General features: G+C 42.8%; 14 protein-coding genes and 1 pseudogene. 4 read left to right on the plus strand and 11 right to left on the minus strand.

The features are described 5' to 3' along the window. Positions 1 to 64 precede the first annotated feature (64 nt). From IPZ60_RS06820 to IPZ60_RS06835, 4 genes are all read right to left on the minus strand, one after another. Positions 65 to 1,705 (minus strand): sodium:solute symporter family protein, encoded by a 1,641-nt coding sequence (locus tag IPZ60_RS06820; RefSeq protein ID WP_320108725.1) that lies wholly within the window; start codon positions 1,703 to 1,705, stop codon positions 65 to 67. A 949-nt stretch (positions 1,706 to 2,654) separates the two neighbouring features. Beyond that, positions 2,655 to 3,596, minus strand: a complete 942-nt coding sequence (locus tag IPZ60_RS06825; RefSeq protein ID WP_370463021.1) for a formate dehydrogenase accessory sulfurtransferase FdhD — start codon at positions 3,594 to 3,596, stop codon at positions 2,655 to 2,657. Positions 3,597 to 3,708: 112 nt separating this feature from the next. Further along, positions 3,709 to 6,057: an FdhF/YdeP family oxidoreductase gene (locus tag IPZ60_RS06830; RefSeq protein WP_194197084.1), complete on the minus strand. Its 2,349-nt coding sequence runs from the start codon at positions 6,055 to 6,057 to the stop codon at positions 3,709 to 3,711. Between the two features lie 417 nt (positions 6,058 to 6,474). After that, entirely contained in the window at positions 6,475 to 7,365 is an 891-nt protein-coding gene (locus IPZ60_RS06835; protein WP_194197085.1) for a LysR family transcriptional regulator, read from the minus strand. Between the two features lie 147 nt (positions 7,366 to 7,512). On the opposite strand from IPZ60_RS06835, the gene IPZ60_RS06840 reads away from it, so the two are divergent. After that, a complete protein-coding gene (locus tag IPZ60_RS06840; RefSeq protein WP_194197086.1) occupies positions 7,513 to 8,121 on the plus strand; it encodes a LysE family translocator in 609 nt (202 codons plus the stop codon). Between the two features lie 279 nt (positions 8,122 to 8,400). Next, positions 8,401 to 8,796 (plus strand): VOC family protein, encoded by a 396-nt coding sequence (locus IPZ60_RS06845; RefSeq protein WP_194197087.1) that lies wholly within the window; start codon positions 8,401 to 8,403, stop codon positions 8,794 to 8,796. Between the two features lie 27 nt (positions 8,797 to 8,823). On the opposite strand, the pseudogene IPZ60_RS06850 reads toward IPZ60_RS06845, so the two are convergent. The 5 genes and pseudogenes from IPZ60_RS06850 to IPZ60_RS06870 form a co-directional block, all read right to left on the minus strand. Further along, positions 8,824 to 8,970 (minus strand): annotated as a pseudogene (locus tag IPZ60_RS06850) (IS5/IS1182 family transposase); the annotation flags it as partial. A gap of 133 nt (positions 8,971 to 9,103) precedes the next feature. Next, the gene (locus IPZ60_RS06855; RefSeq protein WP_194197088.1) at positions 9,104 to 9,898 is read right to left on the minus strand and encodes an ABC transporter ATP-binding protein; all 795 of its coding nucleotides are present in this window, start codon (positions 9,896 to 9,898) and stop codon (positions 9,104 to 9,106) included. 31 nt (positions 9,899 to 9,929) lie between these two features. Beyond that, positions 9,930 to 10,829, minus strand: coding sequence for an ABC transporter permease (locus IPZ60_RS06860; protein ID WP_194197089.1), 900 nt, complete (start codon positions 10,827 to 10,829; stop codon positions 9,930 to 9,932). A 356-nt stretch (positions 10,830 to 11,185) separates the two neighbouring features. Further along, positions 11,186 to 12,223: an ABC transporter substrate-binding protein gene (locus IPZ60_RS06865; protein WP_194197090.1), complete on the minus strand. Its 1,038-nt coding sequence runs from the start codon at positions 12,221 to 12,223 to the stop codon at positions 11,186 to 11,188. Between the two features lie 107 nt (positions 12,224 to 12,330). Then, positions 12,331 to 13,377 (minus strand): ABC transporter substrate-binding protein, encoded by a 1,047-nt coding sequence (locus IPZ60_RS06870; protein WP_194197091.1) that lies wholly within the window; start codon positions 13,375 to 13,377, stop codon positions 12,331 to 12,333. A 558-nt stretch (positions 13,378 to 13,935) separates the two neighbouring features. Here IPZ60_RS06870 and IPZ60_RS06875 point away from each other — a divergent pair. Beyond that, positions 13,936 to 14,337 carry a hypothetical protein gene (locus IPZ60_RS06875; protein ID WP_194197092.1) on the plus strand — a complete coding sequence of 134 codons (402 nt, stop codon included), beginning with the start codon at positions 13,936 to 13,938 and terminating at the stop codon, positions 14,335 to 14,337. Between the two features lie 88 nt (positions 14,338 to 14,425). On the opposite strand, the gene metG is transcribed toward IPZ60_RS06875, so the two are convergent. Further along, positions 14,426 to 16,531: a methionine--tRNA ligase gene (gene metG / locus IPZ60_RS06880; protein WP_194197093.1), complete on the minus strand. Its 2,106-nt coding sequence runs from the start codon at positions 16,529 to 16,531 to the stop codon at positions 14,426 to 14,428. A gap of 311 nt (positions 16,532 to 16,842) precedes the next feature. Next, on the minus strand, positions 16,843 to 18,258 hold the full coding sequence (locus tag IPZ60_RS06885) for a GntP family permease (protein ID WP_194197094.1): 1,416 nt from the start codon (positions 18,256 to 18,258) through the stop codon (positions 16,843 to 16,845). A 410-nt stretch (positions 18,259 to 18,668) separates the two neighbouring features. Here IPZ60_RS06885 and IPZ60_RS06890 point away from each other — a divergent pair, with 410 nt between their 5' ends. Further along, a complete protein-coding gene (locus IPZ60_RS06890; protein ID WP_194197095.1) occupies positions 18,669 to 20,009 on the plus strand; it encodes a short-chain fatty acid transporter in 1,341 nt (446 codons plus the stop codon). Positions 20,010 to 20,026 lie beyond the last annotated feature (17 nt).

Genomic DNA, 20,026 nt, shown 5'->3' on the forward strand with positions numbered 1-20,026 from the left:
TTTGATGACGCTATGACAAACTGACCAACCGCTGTTTGCGTTAAATAATTTCAGTTAAAACAATTTAAGTTTGTGGTGTATCAGGCTTATTATCGTAGTCACCGACACGCTGCTTAATTAATTCAAAGTCAAAATGTTCATCACCCATCAAGCTGACTATCACACAGACGATAGTACTGGCACCGTAAGCGGTCAGTGAGGCCAGTAAGACCATGTATTGACGTAGGAAGCCAGTGGCAAAGATTAGCATCAGTACGAGCGTGATAGCAGCGGCTCCCATACCAATCTTACGACCTAAGAATCCAAAGACCATCAGGCCAATCACGACAGCACCACCGACACTGGCCAATATCTCGAAGAATAGGGCAGTGAAACCCGTAATTGGCAATAATTCAAAACGTACAACACAGAACAGAAAAAGTCCGATGATGACGGCTGAGGTGAAAGCAGTATTGGTGACGCGATTCCAGAAGACACTGGCAATGACAGGAAAAACGATCGCACCCCATAATGCGCCAACGAAGACTAGCATCACTAAAATATCGAGCTTAAAGCTGGCAAAAATCAGTCCAGCTGCCGTCGCGACAATCATCGTGCCACGACCAACGAGCATCATGGTTTTTGGTTTAATATGACCTTTTTTAGCGATGTTTTTACCATAGACATCCGCCATCATAATCGTCGATAGTGCTGATAAATCGGAATCAGCAGTCGAGGACAATGAACCAATCACTAAAATAAAGAATAAAGCGATAAAGACGGGATGCAGATAAGTGCTGACCATCTGTGGAATCAGGTTATTCATATTGCCATCAAGTGGTTCGATACCGATGGTGACGGCCATCAATCCAATCATACCTAGACCAATGACAATGCCCGCATAGCCGACGGTGGCTGTGACAAAGGTAGCCTTAATCTTGGTTTTATCAATCGCAAATAATCGTTGGGTAATGGTTTGGTTGCCGATCGCGTAAGCCAATACCGCAACGAAATAGGGCGCGCCTTGCTGAAAGAATGCTTCAGAAGAAAAGAAGTTTTGTTGCTCCAATGTCAGATTTGACAGTCCTTGAACCATGACTTCAGGCCCACCCATGGCAAATAGTACCGCTGGGATAATGACAACACCAATGGCCATCAACGCGACTAGTTGCGCAAAGTCGGTAAACACGGATGCACGGAAGCCTGACGTCAACGTATAGCTCAATACCCCGATACCCGCGATCATCACACCGGTTTGGAACGATAATGGTGACAAGACTGACACCAGTGCTCCAGCAGCAGTGAAGTTGACCATCAAGCTAATTAAGCTGCCCATAATATTAGATATTGCTAAAATTAATTGGCTTGATGAACCATGGCGGGCATGGATGAGCTCGCCTAACGTGTGACCATTGGGGGCAAGCTCACGAAAGCGCATACCAAAAGGGTAGATGAATAAAATCATCAACGCGCCCCAGAAGCCATAATGTATCGGTCCTGACACGCCGTATTTATAGCCAGAGGTAGCAGCAGCATAAAATGAAGCAGCCCAAATCCAAGTGGCGGTCATACTAGCCGCACCCATACCAAAGCCAACACCGTGGCCTGCGACCATAAACCCAGAAGTTGTCTCTTTGTCCTTCTTTATCAATAAAGAAAGCAGGTAAGTGCCGCCATAAAAAGCTAGTAGTAATAAAATAATGGTTAATGATGAAAATTGGAACAATGACTCAGTTTTCAAACTTATACCTCGCAATTGTTTTAAGTAAATAAAGTTTATTAAAATTATCTATTCCAAACTATTGAGCATACGACATAACCTAAAAAGCCCTCATACCGGATGTATGTGGCTAATGTAAATAGCAAAAATACCAACTGTAGTGTTGAGCAAGTACTAAGTGTCGTGCCGCTGTTTTATGACTCACATCGTGTTAAATCAAAACGACAGGGGCTACTCTCAATAGGCGTCAGTTCATGGATAAACCATGACGCTATTAATATGCATACACAAAGGTAGCTGAGTGCTAAAGAAAGCTCATATGATGAGCGTCTATAGCAGAATTACGAATGAGCACTAAGCCATGAGGGCATGACTTGAGCTCGGTTTAGACAGCCTTATCAGCTGTAATAAGCAATAGTTAAGAGGTTTTTGCTCAACTATCGCATTGATGCATCATCTGTAATTTAAATACTAAATCCAGTACTGTGTGAATAATCAGCACAGTGAACTTAGTATTAATAAATAAAACTACAGATCTGTTAAGTGTATGTAACATGTTCGTGAGGTTAGGGTAACCTATTACGTCGCTAACCTCAAATGTTATGCGAGATTAATAGAGCATTTTCTCAATTCAATTGCTTACCACCTAAATGGGCTAAAAGTAGCTAAATCTTGTCAAATGACATCAGAAATCTAGTCAATGTCTCGATATTATCTACGCTAGCTTTCTCATTTGACTGTAACTTATCTTACTTTTATTAATATCTTCAAAATATAGACACGGCCTATCCTTGAGCGTCGGAACGCCCAAGGTAAGCCATCAATAGATAGTCTGGGTTTAGTGAAAGCGGTGGTATTGGGAGTTGTTACGAGAAGCTAATATGAGTAGATTTAGGATGGTGCGTATTCATTAGTTCTAGGAATTAGTCTTTATTACAGAATACGTGATGATGGATCAAATGCCCGAGTAGTAGGTCACTCTATCGTTACGTAAGAATCCTGCTAATCCCAATCCATAACGCTCAGCGACACGTACCGCTGTACTGGTAGGCGCAGACATGCCAACCAGCCAAGGTATGCGACCACGGATAGATTTCTGTACCAGTTCAATTGATAGGCGTGAGGTCATTAGTACACAGTCGACATCGACCTTTTGACGCAGTTGCCAGCCGATCAGTTTATCGAGGGCGTTATGACGTCCTACATCTTCGAATAAATATAACTGCTGCTGATGCATCGTCGCCGCTGCGTGTACGGCGCCTGTTAGTTGATGGGTGTGCTGTGTGGCATCGACTTGTTGTCGCATTTTTAATAAGTCGTCTAGACTCGGTGTGGCGGATTTTTTATTTGAGCTACTCGGTACATTATCTTGGGTGTAACTACTCAAATCAGGCAGTGCTTGTGCCAGTCCAGTGATACCGCACATACCGCAACCTGTCCGCCCTGCGAGCTGACGTTTCTGTGCTTGGATACGTTGATGGCAGCGTTGGTTTAAGACCAGTTCCACGATATAAATATCATAGTCCTGTAGCTGTTGTAAGGTTTGCTCAAAGCTTTCTGCTTCAACACCTTCTGATTCCAGATCAGCTGATTCTTGAGTAAGGGGTTGGTAGCTTGCTGTATCGGTTAGTTGAGTGACGTCCCAATCAAGCAATTCATGGCTGTGTTGGATCAAGCCTTCGCTAAACAAAAACCCAACAGCTAAATATTCTAGCTGATGCGGGCTTGCCATCAATACCGCATAGTGAATACCATTGATGATGATGGCAACCGCCGCCTCTACAGCGAGACTGGCGGGTTGGCGATCAATATGTACTTGAGCAATGTTGTCATCGTTGTTGTTAGCGGATGAATAATAATGCTTTTCTGATAAATGGGTACGTACCAATGGTGTCATCGATGTATTTACGGTTTCAAACACATTGTTTGCATACGGCGGTTCACTGGTGCGCTCATTCTCTTTAACATAGGTTTCAGTTGTCATCATTTTACGATCTACTTCCCACTTACTATACTGGCTCAGCGATGCTTGCATTGACCCGCTGTAAGACAACCGTCGTTGATTTATACGCTGGTATGTGTGAATCGGGCGCATGCGTGTCTAAGTCAAATAAGTCATTACATTCAGGGTAATAGGCAGCAACGGCATTAGACGCAATATCCATCTCAGTCAACACCAGTGGCCCTAGTGTACGCGGCTGGCTAGTACCATTTGGGTTACCTTGTCGAGATACCATGACACTATCACCTGCGTGCCAGCCTAGGCGGCTGATTTCATCAGGATGCATCAATAAAACATCACGGCGATTGGTTTGACGATAGCGATCTTTATAGCCAAAAATCATCGTATTAAATTGGTCATGACTACGCACACTGGTCAATTGCCAAATCTTTTGTCCATCGTTTTGATCGTCATCAACGTTGCCATTTTTTCTCGCATTGTCTTCAAGAACTGATGTGGTTTCTGCCATTTGTGCGGCGACATAAGTAATTGGATATTTGGGTACTTCAAACTGTGCTTTACCGCTGTCAGTATTCCATACGCGATGGCGAGCAGCATGATACAAATGAAAGCCACGTTCAGTAGTGCGAATACGATGATTAAAATCTTCGAAGCCATTGATAGCTTGAGCAACATAGTCACGAACGATGTCAAAATCCTCGCTCATCGCTTGCCAAGGAATGGTAGAGTCAGGGCCAAGCACATGAGTGGCTATGTCTGCCACGATCTGTGATTCAGATTTCAAGGTATCACTGACAGGTTTGAGCGTGCCTTGAGTGGGTACTACCTGACACATCGAATCTTCGATGGTCGCAAACTGCTCACCTTTAGCAGTCACGATGCGTTCAGTACGCCCTAAACATGGCAAGATTAGATTGTTTGCACCTGGGTACAACATGGTTTCATTTAGCTTGGTACCTACGAATATATTAAGCTGCGTTGTCGTCAAAGCTTGTTCAATGGCACTGGTATCAGGTGCTGCCACAGCATAGTTGCCACCCATGCCCATAAATATTTTTAGTTTACCAGCGATAAGCGCTTTGGCCCCAGTAACCACGTCATAGCCATGCTCTTGCGGCATAGGATGCTCAAAGACACGCTCGAGACTGTCTAGTAAGCTTTTGCTAGGACGCTCATGGATGCCCATGGTGCGATCGCCCTGTACATTAGAGTGCCCACGAACAGGAGACGCGCCTGCGCCATCAATACCAATCATTCCCATCAATAATAATAGATTGGTAATCATCGCGACATTGTCATCACCTTGCACATGCTGAGTGATGCCCATACCCCATGTGCAAATTGTTGCAGGACTAGCAGCAACCAGTTTGGCGAGATTTATAATATCTGTTTCTAGAATACCGCAACCAAGCTCGATATCTGCCCATGACTGCTCTGCTAGCCACTGCTTAATTGGCTCAAAACCTGATGTATGAGTGGCAATGAACTCGTGGTTGATTTTATCGTTTTCAATCAGCCATTTGGCGATACCTGTCAATAACGCCGCATCGCCACCGATCTGAAGTTGAACCACCTCATCGACCATGTCATTGCTTTGACCTGCTGCCATATGTGTGGGTTTTTGCGGGTTTCTAAATTTACTGAGACCTTGTTCGCGCATGGGATTGATAGAAATAATTCGACATCCTTGCTCGTGAGCATGGGCGAGCATCTCAAGCATTCGTGGATGATTGGTCGCTGGATTTTGTCCAAACATCAAGATAAGCTTGGCTTGCTCAAAATCTTCTAACTTGACTGTTGCTTTACCAATACCTAACTGCTTACCTAGCATGACCGAGGTTGGCTCGTGACACATGTTTGAGCAGTCAGGTAGGTTATTAGTACCGAAACAGCGTACGAACAGCTGATACATAAAGGCTGGCTCGTTGGTGACACGGCCTGAGGTGTAAAAGAGCGCCTCATCTGGCGAGCTCAGCTGTTTGAATTGTTCAGCGATACGTTGGTAAGCCATCTCCCAAGAGATCGCTACATAGCGGTCTTGCGCGACATCATAGTATAGCGGCTCTGATAAGCGGCCACTATGTTCAAGCTCATAGCCAGACCATCCTTGTAGTTCAGTGACGGTGTGTCGTGCAAAGAACTGGGCATCTGCTTTTTTTGTCATGGTTTCACTAGCGATGACCTTGATACCATTTTCGCAGACGTCGATAGCTTTGTGGGACTTGTGGTCAGGCCAAGCACAACCTGGGCAATCAAATCCGCCTTGAGGTTGGTTGCTTTTGAATACGCTGACACTGCCACGCAAAAAAGTTTGATAGTCCATCAGTTTACGAGTAGAGGAAAACAGCGCAGGCCAACCAGCAGCAGGGTGGGAGTAGACAGGAATTTTGCGCATGACAAACCTCATAGATAAATGGTGATGGATAAGTTGTTGTTATAGACGACAACTATATAATGATGAGCGAGAAATTTGTAGAATCAGTAACTATAGATAACAAAAAACCTTTGAGAAGATTGAGCGTTTTCAAAGGTTGATAAGTGACCTATGCTGTCAAATATGTAGACATTCACTTGGGAGATTTTAGTTACGTAGCCTGACAATAAAAGTCAAACCACATCTGTCTTGGCGTTCTATAGCCTAAACCTATAAAGTGCGTAATACTGAGCAGCTTTTCGAAGAGGGTTGGATCTAATATAGTCAATTTTCTCAGAATATTAAGTCTCCGATAAAGTTGGGGCGGTTCATCTTACTCAATATATATTTTTACTTATAACAAAATGCAAGTATTGTCGAAATATCACGATATAATTTCTATACGCATTGCAAAGTTTGCATAAACTGCATTTTGCTATTCAGCATCTCTTTTTTCAGCCAATTTTTAAACACCACCTTTCTCTCATCTTCGTAAAAAGGATGATAAGACAATAAATGATAAGACGAGCTGTCTGCCATTGGAGGATGGATTAATTCTAAAAAGTGATGCGAAAGTTCTTTTTCCACCATAAACATTGAAACAATAGCGGTTCCCAAACCAGCTAAGCACCCCTCAATACATAAGTAAAAGTGCTCTAACACCATGGTCTCGTACGATAAAATCTCGCTACTGACTAACTTAGATTTATTTATGTGATGCCAAAAATTTGGTCGAGAAGAAGTCAGTAATAGGGTGTTCGTTGGTTCAGTTCTAGGGTTGCGGACAGCGACTATGTATTCTTCAATAATTTTCTCATGAAATATATTTTTGTCCCATTCAAAATCATTTCTGCGCAAAGCAATATCAATAGATTTCCCTTGAAAGTCTACTATTCCGCCACCCGTCAGTAATACAATTTCAAACCCATAATTTAATGAATTAAATTCAGCCAAACGCGGTATCAACCATTTCATTGAAATAGTGGGCTCACAGGAGAGTACCAGTTGCTTTTTTCGATGATCTTGCCTCGTTAGATCCACAAGACAGTCATCTAATTTCGCAAAAATTTGCTGACAACAAGAGAAAAGTAGATTGCCATTGGCTGTGAGTACCAGTTTCTTATTGATTCGGTTAAACAAAGATACATCTAAAGCATCTTCCAAATTCTTAATCTGTTTACTCACTGCACTTTGTGTCACAAACAGTTTCTGAGAAGCAAGCGTCACACTATTATGCTCTGCAACGTAGTAAAAGAACCTTAATGAATTCAACGATATTTTTTCTATCATGCCAAAAACTCATAGATGATGATGTAATAAACTCAATTTTAGTTTATCTGTAAATGTAGGAGAATGCACTTAAATTAACAATATGAAAAAACTAATATAAAGATAAAACTCTTTATATATTGGTATTTTCTTTATAGAGTTCATTAAATGACAGAATTTTTTACCGTTATCATGATTACCATTCTTGCTGTGATTAGTCCTGGGGCTGATTTCGCTATTGTTACTAAGAATAGCTACCTATACGGGCGTTCAGTCGGTGTGCTAACGTCTATTGGTATAGCGCTAGGTGTCTTAGTACACGTGACTTATACGTTAGTAGCTGTTGCGATTGTCATGAAGCTTGCGCCAAATTTTTTGACAATCGTAAAATATCTTGGTGCACTTTATCTTATTTATATTGGTTATAAGACATTCACACAAAAGCCTGTACATGACGTCGGCGCTTCTGCGCGCATCAGCTCCGGACAAGCATTGCGCTATGGTTTTTTTACCAATGCTTTGAATCCCAAAACTACATTGTTTGTCATTAGCACGTATACGCAGATTGTTAGCGCCAGTACTCCAAAGTCTATTTTAATCGGTTATGGCTTGTTTATGTCTGTGGCTCACTTCATATGGTTCGCCTTGGTGGCTTTATTGTTCTCTCAACGGACGCTACGAGAAAAAATGCTACAGCAGCAAGTCGCAATCAATCGTGTCATTGGTTTTATATTAGGTCTATTAGGTGTGTTCTTGCTCTTTGCAAACTTAAACTAAAGGAATTAAATATGAATAAAGTTACCTTTATCGATATGGAAGGGGTTTTAGTTCCGGAGATATGGAAATTAATGTAAGCATTGCGGCTGATAGGTATTAAAAGCTTTTGCGCAAAGTAGAGAAGTATCTCTATTATGCTTATTTATTCTTAAATCACCTAGGGTGTGTCATCGATTAGATTATGAGGCTTAAAATAAGAAAAATTGTAGATAAATAATGTATTAATGTGCTAATTGATAACACACCCTAACACTCTAATAACTTTAAGGTTGAACTTTCATGACGCTACAAATTGATCATATCTCACTATCGGTTGCCAACTTAAATAATGCTGAAAAATTTTACGATGCTATTATGCCTATTTTAGGTGCTAAGAAAGTAGAGGGTTCAGCCGAGGCTTTAAAATACGGCGTTCGGAACACGCCAGATGCTCATCATAATAGCTATCTGACTATCTTTGAGGCACAAGACTTCACTCGTAACCATGCTAACCATTGGTGTTTTCAAGTCGATAAGAGAGATAGAGTTGATTCCTTTCATGTTCAAGGCATTGCTAATGGTGGATATGACGCTGGGCAGCCAGGACTTCGAGCTGAGTATCATGAGGGTTACTATGCCGCTTTCCTAATTGATCCTTCAGGGAACAAGATTGAAGTCGTTTGTCATTCTTTATAAAATTTATATAATGACTATGATGATTAAAAATGAGGAGGGTAGATCACGCCAAGGATAGCCGACACGCATACGATACAGTACACCTTCGACCGTTTGTCTAAGATTCCCTGTGTTATAGATATTAAGCTCTAGTAATATAGACCTTAGTCTTGTCCAGTATTGCTCTTTGAGCAAGGCATAGCAAACGACGTCTTTTTTGTGTGAGAACTTAAAAATTACTCGTTTGCTATTTTTTTGCTCATAATGTTCAATACGCCTATTTAATAGACGTTTTTTATTTAGCATTCAAATGCAGCTGTTTTGCGGATTAGCTCAAAATCAAGCTGTCATCTTCAACTTTTTCGCCACGCGTTTGCTCAAACATATCGAGTAAATCATGCACGGTCATGCCTTTACGAATATCACCAGCGACATCTAGTACGACTTGGCCTTGATGCAACATAACAGTACGTGTGCCATGCGCCAATGCTTGTTGCATCGAGTGCGTGACCATCATCGTTGTCAGCTTATTGTCCGTTACAATTTTATCGGTCAATTCTAAAACGAAAGCCGCTGTCTTTGGATCAAGTGCCGCTGTATGCTCATCAAGTAATAGAATTTTAGACGGTTGCAATGATGCCATTAGTAGACTGACGGCTTGTCGTTGACCACCAGACAACAGTCCCATACGGTCAGTCAGTCGATTCTCTAGTCCAAGCTTTAGGACTGAGAGTTTCTCTCTAAACAAGTCTCGGTTATTTGGGTTTAGCGCAAAGCTCAAACCACGCTTGCCGCCGCGCTTATAAGCAAGCGCCATATTTTCTTCGATAGTGAGCGCTTCACAAGTTCCTGCCATTGGGTCTTGAAACACACGAGCAACCCAATGAGCACGTTGATGCGCAGTCTTTTTGGTGACATCAATACCGTTTAACAGGATTGAGCCACTATCGACGCGCGTGGTACCACTGACTGCGTTTAGAAAGGTCGACTTACCAGCACCATTAGTACCGATGACAGTCACAAACTCACCATCTGCAATGTTTAAATTGATACCGCGTAGTGCAGGGTTTTCAATGGGCGTTCCAGGATTAAAGGTCAACCGCAAATCTGTAGCTTGCATCATAATAATTCTTCCTTATGGTTGCACATTGACATTAAGCTCGAACTTTACGACTTAAAAATTTATTTTTAGCTTTTGGCAATACCAAGGCAAATACGACGAGTAGCGCTGTAATCAAGTTCAAATCCTGCGGGCCAAAGCCAATACTACGCAGCGTATCACTCGATAGGGCGACCTGAATAAATAGCTTGTACAGCACAGCACCAACGACCACAGCAAAAGTAATCAGCCAAATGCGCTTGGCCGGAATTATGGTTTCACCGATGATGACCGCTGCTAGACCAATGACAATCGTACCGATACCGATCGAGATATCTGCGCCGCCCTGAGTCTGAACAAACAAAGCACCCGCTAAAGCGATCAAACCGTTAGACACTGCCATACCAACGATGGTCATCCATGAGGTATTAATACCTTGAGCCTGCGCCATTCTTAGGTTCGAGCCAGTCGCACGCATCGAAAGACCAGTTTCGGTACTATAAAACCAGTTTAAAAACAGCATGGCAAGTATCACAACCATACCAATAATCAAACAGCGCATCCAATAGCCATTACCATCGGTCACCAAGGTACTAAATACCGTGGTTTCGCCCAATAGTGGTAAGTTTGGCGCCCCCATAATACGTAAATTGATAGAATATAGGGCAACCATGACTAAGATACTGGCAAGTAATTGCAGTATGCCAAGTTTGACATGCAACCATGCAGTAACGATACCAGCGACGGAGCCTGCTAGCATACCAAAGGCACAGGCCAACCATGGGTTGATACCAGCGATGATGGATATACCAGCGACTGCGCCACCTAGCGGAAAGCTACCGTCAGCGGTCAAGTCAGGAAAGTCGAGCGTACGAAATGAAATCAGCACGCCAAGTGCAACAAGGCCATAAATTAGACCGCTTTCAAGCGCACCAAAAAAAGCAATTAAGGACATAAGATATTAGTCGGTTATCATCAAGCGTTTAGCGATTATTATCACAAGCAAAAAACAGCAAAGGTATGAAGCATGCTGCCTATAAGCCTATATAACCCAAACGGCTAAGCGGTGAATTTAACAGATTAAGCAATCTGCGGTTAGGGTAAACCAAAACATCTTCCTATGAGGAATGAGCATAAAATACCTTGGTTCGAAATTCGGTTTTAATGCTTATATCACATTAAAAATAACCCAGCTCATATACCAGTAGCTGGGTCATTTTTATACTGAAATAATAGCAGTAAATATAAGCAACAATCTATGATTAAACCATCAATATAATCGTTTAACGTGATGCTTACATTCAGAGGGCGCTATTCTACCACTTCTTTTGCTTTATCGATAACTGCTTGTGGCAATGTGATGCCTTCAGCTGTGGCATTTTTTGGACTGACATACAAATCAAGTGCTTGCGGCGTATAAACAGGGATATCGCCTGCCTTTTCACCGTTCAAAATACGCACCACAATTTTACCTGTTTCGCGGCCAAGTGCATAATAGTCAACGCCCAATGCAGCAATGGCACCGCGTGCAACAGAACTGGTGTCTGAAGCAATCAGCGGAATTTTACTTTCTTTAGCGACTTGGAACAGTGACTCGTAAGCAGATACCACGTTATTATCGGTTGATGTGTAAATCATATCAACTTTACCTTCGAGGCTACGTGCAGCCATCGCGATGTCGGTACTGCGTTGGGCAGGGGCTTCATGTACAGTGATGCCCATTGGTGTCAGCTTTTCTTTTAGATTTTTTAGGATAATAGTAGAGTTCACTTCACCTGGGCTATAAACATAACCTACATTTTTCAAGCTTGGAATAATTTGGCGCATCAAGGCAATTTGTGGCTCGTAAGGGAGCGCATCAGAGCCGCCAGTTACATTGGTGCCAGAACCATCAAGCTTTGATACCAATTTGGCTTCTACTGGGTCGGTCACGGCAGAGAATACCAAAGGAATAGTGCTGGTAGCAGCTGCAACCGATTGTGCTGATGGCGTACCAATGGCAACGATAACATCTGAGTTGTCTGCAACGAATTGCTTAGCAATCTGCCCTGCAGTAGCAGTGTTGCCCTGTGCGCTTTGGAAATTAACGGTTAAGTTTTCACCGTCTTTAAAGCCGGCCTCATTTAGCTCATCGATGACACCTTTGCGTACGTCATCAAGCGCGGGATGCTCAACAATAGCCGTAATAGCGACGTTTTTCATCTCTGTTGCGGCATCGCCAGTGGGGCTGTCAGTACTACCAGTATCTTGTGCTGACTGATTACAACCAGTCAATAGAGCGGTACAAACACCGCCTAATAATAGCGCCTTACTAAAATTGAAATGACCAAAACGATTTTGATACAACATGGGTCTCACTCCTGAAAATAATAATGTGTCCGTACATTATTTAATAAATAAACATGATTGCTAGCGGTTCTTATATTGATAAAACGCCTTAGATAGGTAACGATTACTTATTTAGCACTCTTTGCTTCTTTGTCGACATTGATGGCATTTTTTAGCAGCTCATCGGTCAAGCTCACGCCTTGCTCAGCTGCATGTTTTGGGCTGGCATATAAGGTTAACGTATTCATGACTTCGGGCTTGATCGTATTGACGGCTTCGCCACTTAATACTCGATACACCATTTTGCCTGTAGTACGACCAAAGTCATAGTCATTGACACCAAGCGCCGCAGTAGCACCGCGTCTCACACTAAACTCGTCTGAAGCAATGACGGGAATATCAAGCTCATTGGCAGCACCTGCCATCGCTTCAAAGGCAGAGACGACATTGTTGTCTAAAGAAGTATAAATAATATCAGCACGACCAGATAAGCTACGCGTTGCCATAGCAACGTCCGTTGGGCGATTGGCAGTGACTTCTAATATTTTAAGGCCACGCGCGGGCGCTGCTTTTTTCAGTTGGTTGAGTACTGATACAGAGTTGACTTCACCTGGGCTATAAACGTAACCAATGGTCTTAGCATTAGGCGCAATTTTCTGAATGTTGTCTAATTGCGGCTCGATAGGCAACTCGCTAGACAAGCCTGTCACATTAGATTGGATAGGCACAGCGTTTGCGTCGATAAGCTTTGCCGCGACAGGATCTGAGATAGCGGTATAGATGACAGGAACGGTTTTAGTTGAAGCCACGATTGATTGAGCAGAAGGCGTTGAGATGGCCACGATGGCATCTGGGTTGTCTCCTGCGAATTGCTTGGCAATCTGACCCGCTGTCGCTGTGTTTCCTTGAGCGCTCTGGAAGTTAATCGTTAGATTTTGGCCTTCGACATAACCGTTGTCAGCCAGCTCATCTATGATACCGCGGCGCATCTCATCTAACGAAGGGTGTTCAACAATTTGCGTAATGGCCAATGTTTTGGCGGGCTTGCTAGCATCAGCAGTGGCACTGTCATCAGTTGCAGCAGTGTCTGTAGCGTTTGAGCAGCCGATCAGTCCGAGAGTGGCGCTGATAGCAGCACCGTATAGGCTTAAGCGTAAGGTAGAAGCAATAGTCATTATTAGGTTAACTCATAGGTTATATCAATCGTAAAAACCAAGTACATATCGTTAGATGTGTTCAGTCTATTTATAAGAGACCTTAATCATCTTCGTTATGCTTGGGTTTTGAACATGATATTGGAAAATGCAGGTTAGCCGAGTCAATGCTATGTTGATGCCAAAATAGCAGGCTAACAATAAAGTAATCGTTCCATCGATCATTATGTTCATATTATGACAGTAATGTAAGTTATCGCAATAAAAAATTCAGTCGTGTTCGTCATCGGTGCTAATAAGGAGTAGGTTGGCTATCTTATTCAGTAAAGTCACCATCAAAAAGCTTACAAGCTAGCAACGCATCTATTACGGACTGCCTTCATAATTAACGTAAGCTGATTTTTATAAGAGAATTTTCTGATACGAGAATGATAGTAAGTCCAAAATTCACATTACTATTGCGCTGACGTGGCGAATATAGAACTCACGCTGGTCTCTACTTGATATTGTCTAAACGAATATTCTGCAAGCAACATTATGAAAGCACCATTATGAAGGTAACATTATGAAGGTAACATTATGAACACTGCTAATCTCAAACTATTAACCATCGCGGGTATTACTGCCACCTCCTTGATTTGCTTGCCGGCTGTGGCAAAAGATGGTCATGGAAACGGGCACGGTAATGGACATGGAAACGCAAAGGGTAATTCTGCCCATATCAGTAAAAACTATAAGCATAATGGCAAAGCCCACCCAAATATTAATGCTTATCGCAATGCTAGCCCTAACGCCTCATTTAAGCGTGATATCGATAGATACGGTTATAGAGTGGTCGGCAAGATTGATAGAAGGAATTATGATCGTTCAGTCATTTTAGACCGTTATAACGATCGCTACGTTCGTATTCGTACGCCAGAAAATAATATTGTGACGGTGATTAGTGATACGTTGCAGATCATTGATATTTTGAATAGGTAAGGCGTGGTTTTTATTCATTTAATAAATCAACCATAAAAAAAGATGCCGCTAGGGCATCTTTTTTATTTTTTAACACTAAAAATAACCGTTAAGCTAATACGTCACCAACGACACAAGCATCCGGTAAGGTAACGACCGTCAAGCCCGTCTTTGGCTCACCAGTTGATAGTACCATGCCTTCTGAGATACCAAATTTCATCTTACGCGGGGCAAGATTGGTTACACAAATGACCTTTTTATCAACCAATTGTTCAGGCTCATAAAACTTACGAATACCGCTGAACACGTTGCGTGGCTTGTCTTCACCAACATCTAACGTAAACTGTAAAAGCTTGTCCGCGCCTTCGACATGGTTACAGGCTAAGACGTGCGCCACTTTCATCTCAACTTTGGCAAAGTCTTCGATACCAATATAGTCAGCTTGCTCAGCGTCTGCATTGGCTTCTGGTGCTGCATTTTTCGCTGCTGGCTTGTTGTTTGTGATAGCAGCTGGCGCTGGCGCGTCTACTTGTGCGAGAGAGGCTTTTGAGTCTTCTACCATAGCTTCAATATCTTTTTCTTCGATACGCTGCATCAATGGTTTGAACTTATTGATTTTATGGCCAAGTAACCACTGGTTACGACTGGCGAAATCTAAGCTGTCAATGTTTAAGAATTCTTTGGCATTATTGGTCAGCTCAGGTAGTACAGGTGCAAGGTAGACCATCAATTGACGGAAGATATTAATCGCGACCGAGCAGACGTCTTGAACTTCTTGTTCAGTGCCTTCTTGCTTAGCAAGCGACCATGGTTTTTTCTCATCAATATACTCGTTGGCTTTATCCGCACACTGCATGATTAAGCGCATAGCACGTGAGAATTCGCGGTTTTCATAGGCAGCAGCAATCTCATCACCCGTTTTGGTGATGTCTTCTAACAGTTCTGGCTCTGCACAAACTTCTGAAAGCATGCCGTCGTATTTCTTAACCAAGAACCCTGCACTACGACTGGCGATATTGACGACTTTTCCAACCAGATCAGAGTTGACCTTTTGCATAAAGTCTTCTAAATCTAGATTGATATCTTCGACTTTGTCAGACAGTTTACTGGCGAAGTAATAGCGCAGGTACTCAGGGTGTAAATACTCAGCGTACGTTTCGGCCTTAATAAAGGTACCGCGTGACTTACTCATCTTCTCGCCATTGACCATCAAGAAGCCGTGGGCAAAGACGCCTGTTGGTGTACGATACTCGCTGCCCGCAAGCATAGCTGGCCAAAACAACGCATGGAAGTAAACGATATCTTTACCAATGAAGTGGTAAACCTCGGTTTTGTGTTCGTTTTCTTGTGCCCAATAGCGGTCAAAATCAAGCGCTTGCTCTGTACCTGCGCGTTTGTCGCATAGGTTTTTAAAACTTGCCATGTAGCCGACTGGTGCATCTAGCCATACATAAAAGTATTTATCTGGCTCATCGCTTGGGGTATCTGGAATTTGAAAGCCAAAATAAGGCGCATCGCGTGAGATGTCCCAAGTCGCTAAGCCTGCCTCAAACCACTCTTGCAATTTATTGGCCACTGACGTTTGCAAACGGTTGTCACTGCGTGTCCAGTCTTTTAAGAATTGCTCAAACTCTGGCAAATTAAAGAAATAATGCTTAGAGGTTTTGAGTACAGGTGTTGACCCAGACAGCGTAGACTGTGGATTTTTAAGTTCGGTGGCATTGTATGTGGTGCCGCATACTTCACAGTTATCACCATATTGGTCTGGGCTATCACACTCAGGGCAGGTGCCTTTGACAAATCGATCGGCTAAAAATAACTGCTTTTCAGGATCGAATAACTGTTCAACGTCTTTAGTGCTGATGTGTCCAGCGCTACTAAGACGACGATAAATAAGCTCAGAAAACTCTTTATTTTCTTCTGAATGAGTAGAATGATAATTATCAAAATTAATCAAAAACTTAGAAAAATCAGCTTCATGTGATGCTTTTACTGACGCAATTTGTTCTTCTGGTGTCACGCCATTGGCTTCTGCTTTTAGCATGATGGCGGTACCGTGTGCATCATCTGCGCAGACATAAGTGACCTGATGGCCTTGCGCTTTCATCGCACGTACCCAAATGTCTGTCTGAATATACTCTACAAGATGCCCCAAATGGATATAGCCATTGGCGTAGGGCAGCGCACTGGTTACTAGAATCTCACGCACTTTCATCACCTATATTTTTATATAAACGGGTTAGTTATCAAACGTCTTAAGCAGCTTATGGCTATTGGACGCGATGTTATCAATGCTAAAAACTTCCAAAAATAATGAAAATTTAAAAAGTGTGCCTATGATACCGTAATTCGGCTAAATTTGTGATATTCCTTGGTAATTACTTCTCATTCGTCAGGTATCTACTAACCATAAACAATAGGCTTACATCGAATTTAGACGTTATCAGCTGGCCATAAAAAACCCACCGAGCAATCTCTAAGTGGGTTTTTTGTTAGGTACTGTTATTCAGATTTTATGATTAAAAATTAAAACGAACCAAACATAGTACCCAAAGTGATAACAGTGACGACCGCGACCAAAGGAATAGCCATTGTGACCATGGCAACGTTTAGATATGACTGTTTATGGGTCAGACCACAAATTGCTAGCAAAGTGATGACTGCACCACTGTGTGGCAAGGTATCCAAACCACCAGCTGCCATGACGGCGACTCGATGCATGAGCTCTGGATCGATACCAGCATTTACGGCCATTCTGAGATAATCTTCGCCCAAGGTGGATAGAGCAATACTCAAACCACCAGATGATGAACCGGTAATACCCGCCAGTGTGGTCATTGCGACCGCTTCTGAGATGAGTGGGTTTTCAGGGCTTAGGTTTAAGATGCTATCACGAATGATAAGGAAGCCTGCCAACGAGGCAATGACCGCACCATAACCGACTTCCGATGCCGTGTTAAAAATCGGTAACATAGAGTCGTAAGTACCACGGTTAATGGTTTTTTGTAGATTGTTCCAATGTCCAATACGTAGCAAGATTAACACCACGCAAGCCACAACCAATGAGAGAATAATTGACCATAATCCGAGTGAGCCTGCGATATTTAAGTCAGGGAACTGTGTCTGCAAACCGCTAAAGTCCATCGATGGAAAGATAGCGTACGTCAATATAGCGTTTAAACCAATGACCAATATTAATGGAATCATCGCAACGGTAAATGAGGTGTGATGCGTATTTAACGCTTCAGTTTCTTTTGCAGTTGAACTGATACCGCCCACATCCTCTTCATCATGCTGACCATAGCCTTCACCTGCTGCATTAGCCTTTCTGGCGCGTGACTGTAACCACAACCAACCACCAATAAACATAACCAGACCACCGATAATACCCAAAATAGGCGCGGCAAATACGTTGGTATTGTAATAAGGAATTGGAATGGCATTCTGAATGGCAGGCGTACCTGGCAATGCTGTCATGGTAAAGGTGAATGAGCCCAAAGCAATCGCTGCTGGTATCAAGCGCTTAGGAATATCGGCAGCTTTGAACAAGTCTTTGGCGATTGGATAAATAGCAAATGCCACGACGAATAATGACACACCGCCATAGGTCAAAATAGCACAGACTAAGATAACGGCCAAAATGGCTTTGCTAGCACCAAGCTTTTCAACCACAGTATTGGCAATCGCTGTCGCTGCACCAGAGTCTGCCATCAAACGCCCAAAGAGCGCGCCCAATAAGAAAATAGGGAAGAACTTGAGTAAAAATCCACTCAAAGCACCCATGAAGACATCGGTATAGGCGGGAATACTGCTTAAAAAATCACCTGAAAGAAATACGGCTAATGTCGCCATAATCGGTGCTAAGATCAGCACAGAATAACCGCGATAAGCAAAGAACATGAGTAACAATAGAGTAATGACAATAGCAAGCGTACTAAACATGATGGCCCTCCTTGGCAAAAAAATAAGGCAGCGAGTATGCCGTGCTTGTCCATATAGGTCAATAAAATTAATCAAAACAGGTCTATTTCGTCTGTTTCATCAAACATAAATCTAGACTCATGCACTATCCATCATTAATATTTTACCGATCTATATACTGCACAGCGTTGACTCACATGCGCTGACTGTTATTTTCTAGTCGCTACGAAAATAATATGTTAAGTTAGCATAAGTATTTCATGCATGATATAGCGATATAAAATGTATTGTTATGGATGATAATATAAAATACAATGTTTTCCATTTATTAGGTGCAGTAAACAGTAATTACTCTCAAATATGATAATCGTTCAACATAGTTCTAACTATAATTTTTAAAACCAAACATTAAATTTACAAGGAATGTGAATATGTTTAGTGCCATCACTAATATGAGCGTGCAGTTAGTCAATCGCTATCTACCATCCCCATTCGTGTTTTCAATCGTATTGACACTCATTGCATTTGCTGTAGGACTGGCTATCACTGGCCAAGATATGATTGCGATGGCGGGGCATTGGGGCAACGGACTGTGGTCACTGCATAGCTTTGCCATGCAAATGGCGTTGGTTTTAGTGACAGGCTACGCATTTGCCAGCGCACCATTTATTCAGCGTTTGTTAGACAATCTTGCCAGTAGAGTGCATTCTCCTACGACGGCTATTATCGTATCTACCTTGGTTGGACTGGTTGGTTCATGGATAAACTGGGGGTTTGGTCTTATCATCGGTGCTATCTTTGCGAAAGCACTAGCTAGAAAAGTTGCCAACGTCGACTATCCTTTGCTGGTCGCGGCCGCGTATTCAGGTTTTGTTATTTGGCATGGTGGTTTTTCAGGGTCGATACCACTGACGCTCAGCTCGGGCGGTGATACGCTGCTGACGCTATCAGGCAATACCATGACCGAAGCAGTGCCTCTGTCACAGACGGTATTTGCAGGCTATAACTTGTTGCTTGTAGGTTTGCTCATCATTATTTTGCCACTCGTTAATCGCTTTATGCATCCCAAAAACCCTACGGTTATTGATCCTAAACTTATCAAACAAGAAGTGTATATCGCACCTCCAAGAGACACGCCTGCACAAAAACTAGATGACAGTCGCATTATTGCGGTTATCCTATTAGCCTTGGCACTGATGTACTATATCAGCGAGTTTGGTAGTAACGGTTTTAACCTAGGGCTAAACATCGTCATTGGGCTGTTTTTATTTATAGGTTTGCTATCGCATGGCACGTTAGAGCGCTATTATCGGGCAGTACACTCAGGGATAGGTGGCATCACGGGTATTGTGCTATTGTTCCCGTTCTATGGCGGTATCATGGGTATCATGACTGGTGCAAATGTTGATGGTATCTCTATCAGTACGCAAGTGACCGAATTTTTCGTCAATTCTGCCTCCGCAGACAGCTTTCCAATCTTTGCCTTTTTGAGTGCTGGTTTGGTCAACGTCTTTGTACCGTCAGGCGGTGGACAGTTTGCGGTACAGGGTCCTGTTATGATTCCTGCTGGTATTGAGCTGGGTGTGAATCCAGCAATCACTGCGATGGCGATAGCATGGGGCGATGCGTGGACCAATATGATTCAGCCGTTTTGGGCCTTGCCATTGCTGGGTATCGCAGGTTTAGATGCGCGAGCCATTATGGGCTATTGCCTGATAGTGCTTGCGGTATCTGGTGCTGTTATCATGGGTGTGTTTTGGCTGGTGGTATAACGTTACAGCACTTAAAA

It is taken from the genome of Psychrobacter sp. NG25, assembly GCF_015234355.1.
Classification (GTDB): domain Bacteria; phylum Pseudomonadota; class Gammaproteobacteria; order Pseudomonadales; family Moraxellaceae; genus Psychrobacter.

What these genes read in the sequence shown, in the direction of transcription:
- IPZ60_RS06825 (WP_370463021.1), bottom strand. Translation starts at nt 3,596, where the DNA reads ATGACACCATTGGTACGTACCCATTTATCAGAAAAGCATTATTATTCA.
- IPZ60_RS06830 (WP_194197084.1), bottom strand. Translation starts at nt 6,057, where the DNA reads ATGCGCAAAATTCCTGTCTACTCCCACCCTGCTGCTGGTTGGCCTGCG.
- IPZ60_RS06835 (WP_194197085.1), bottom strand. Translation starts at nt 7,365, where the DNA reads ATGATAGAAAAAATATCGTTGAATTCATTAAGGTTCTTTTACTACGTT.
- IPZ60_RS06840 (WP_194197086.1), top strand. Translation starts at nt 7,513, where the DNA reads ATGACAGAATTTTTTACCGTTATCATGATTACCATTCTTGCTGTGATT.
- IPZ60_RS06845 (WP_194197087.1), top strand. Translation starts at nt 8,401, where the DNA reads ATGACGCTACAAATTGATCATATCTCACTATCGGTTGCCAACTTAAAT.
- IPZ60_RS06855 (WP_194197088.1), bottom strand. Translation starts at nt 9,898, where the DNA reads ATGATGCAAGCTACAGATTTGCGGTTGACCTTTAATCCTGGAACGCCC.
- IPZ60_RS06860 (WP_194197089.1), bottom strand. Translation starts at nt 10,829, where the DNA reads ATGTCCTTAATTGCTTTTTTTGGTGCGCTTGAAAGCGGTCTAATTTAT.
- IPZ60_RS06865 (WP_194197090.1), bottom strand. Translation starts at nt 12,223, where the DNA reads ATGTTGTATCAAAATCGTTTTGGTCATTTCAATTTTAGTAAGGCGCTA.
- IPZ60_RS06870 (WP_194197091.1), bottom strand. Translation starts at nt 13,377, where the DNA reads ATGACTATTGCTTCTACCTTACGCTTAAGCCTATACGGTGCTGCTATC.
- IPZ60_RS06875 (WP_194197092.1), top strand. Translation starts at nt 13,936, where the DNA reads ATGAACACTGCTAATCTCAAACTATTAACCATCGCGGGTATTACTGCC.
- metG (WP_194197093.1), bottom strand. Translation starts at nt 16,531, where the DNA reads ATGAAAGTGCGTGAGATTCTAGTAACCAGTGCGCTGCCCTACGCCAAT.
- IPZ60_RS06885 (WP_194197094.1), bottom strand. Translation starts at nt 18,258, where the DNA reads ATGTTTAGTACGCTTGCTATTGTCATTACTCTATTGTTACTCATGTTC.
- IPZ60_RS06890 (WP_194197095.1), top strand. Translation starts at nt 18,669, where the DNA reads ATGTTTAGTGCCATCACTAATATGAGCGTGCAGTTAGTCAATCGCTAT.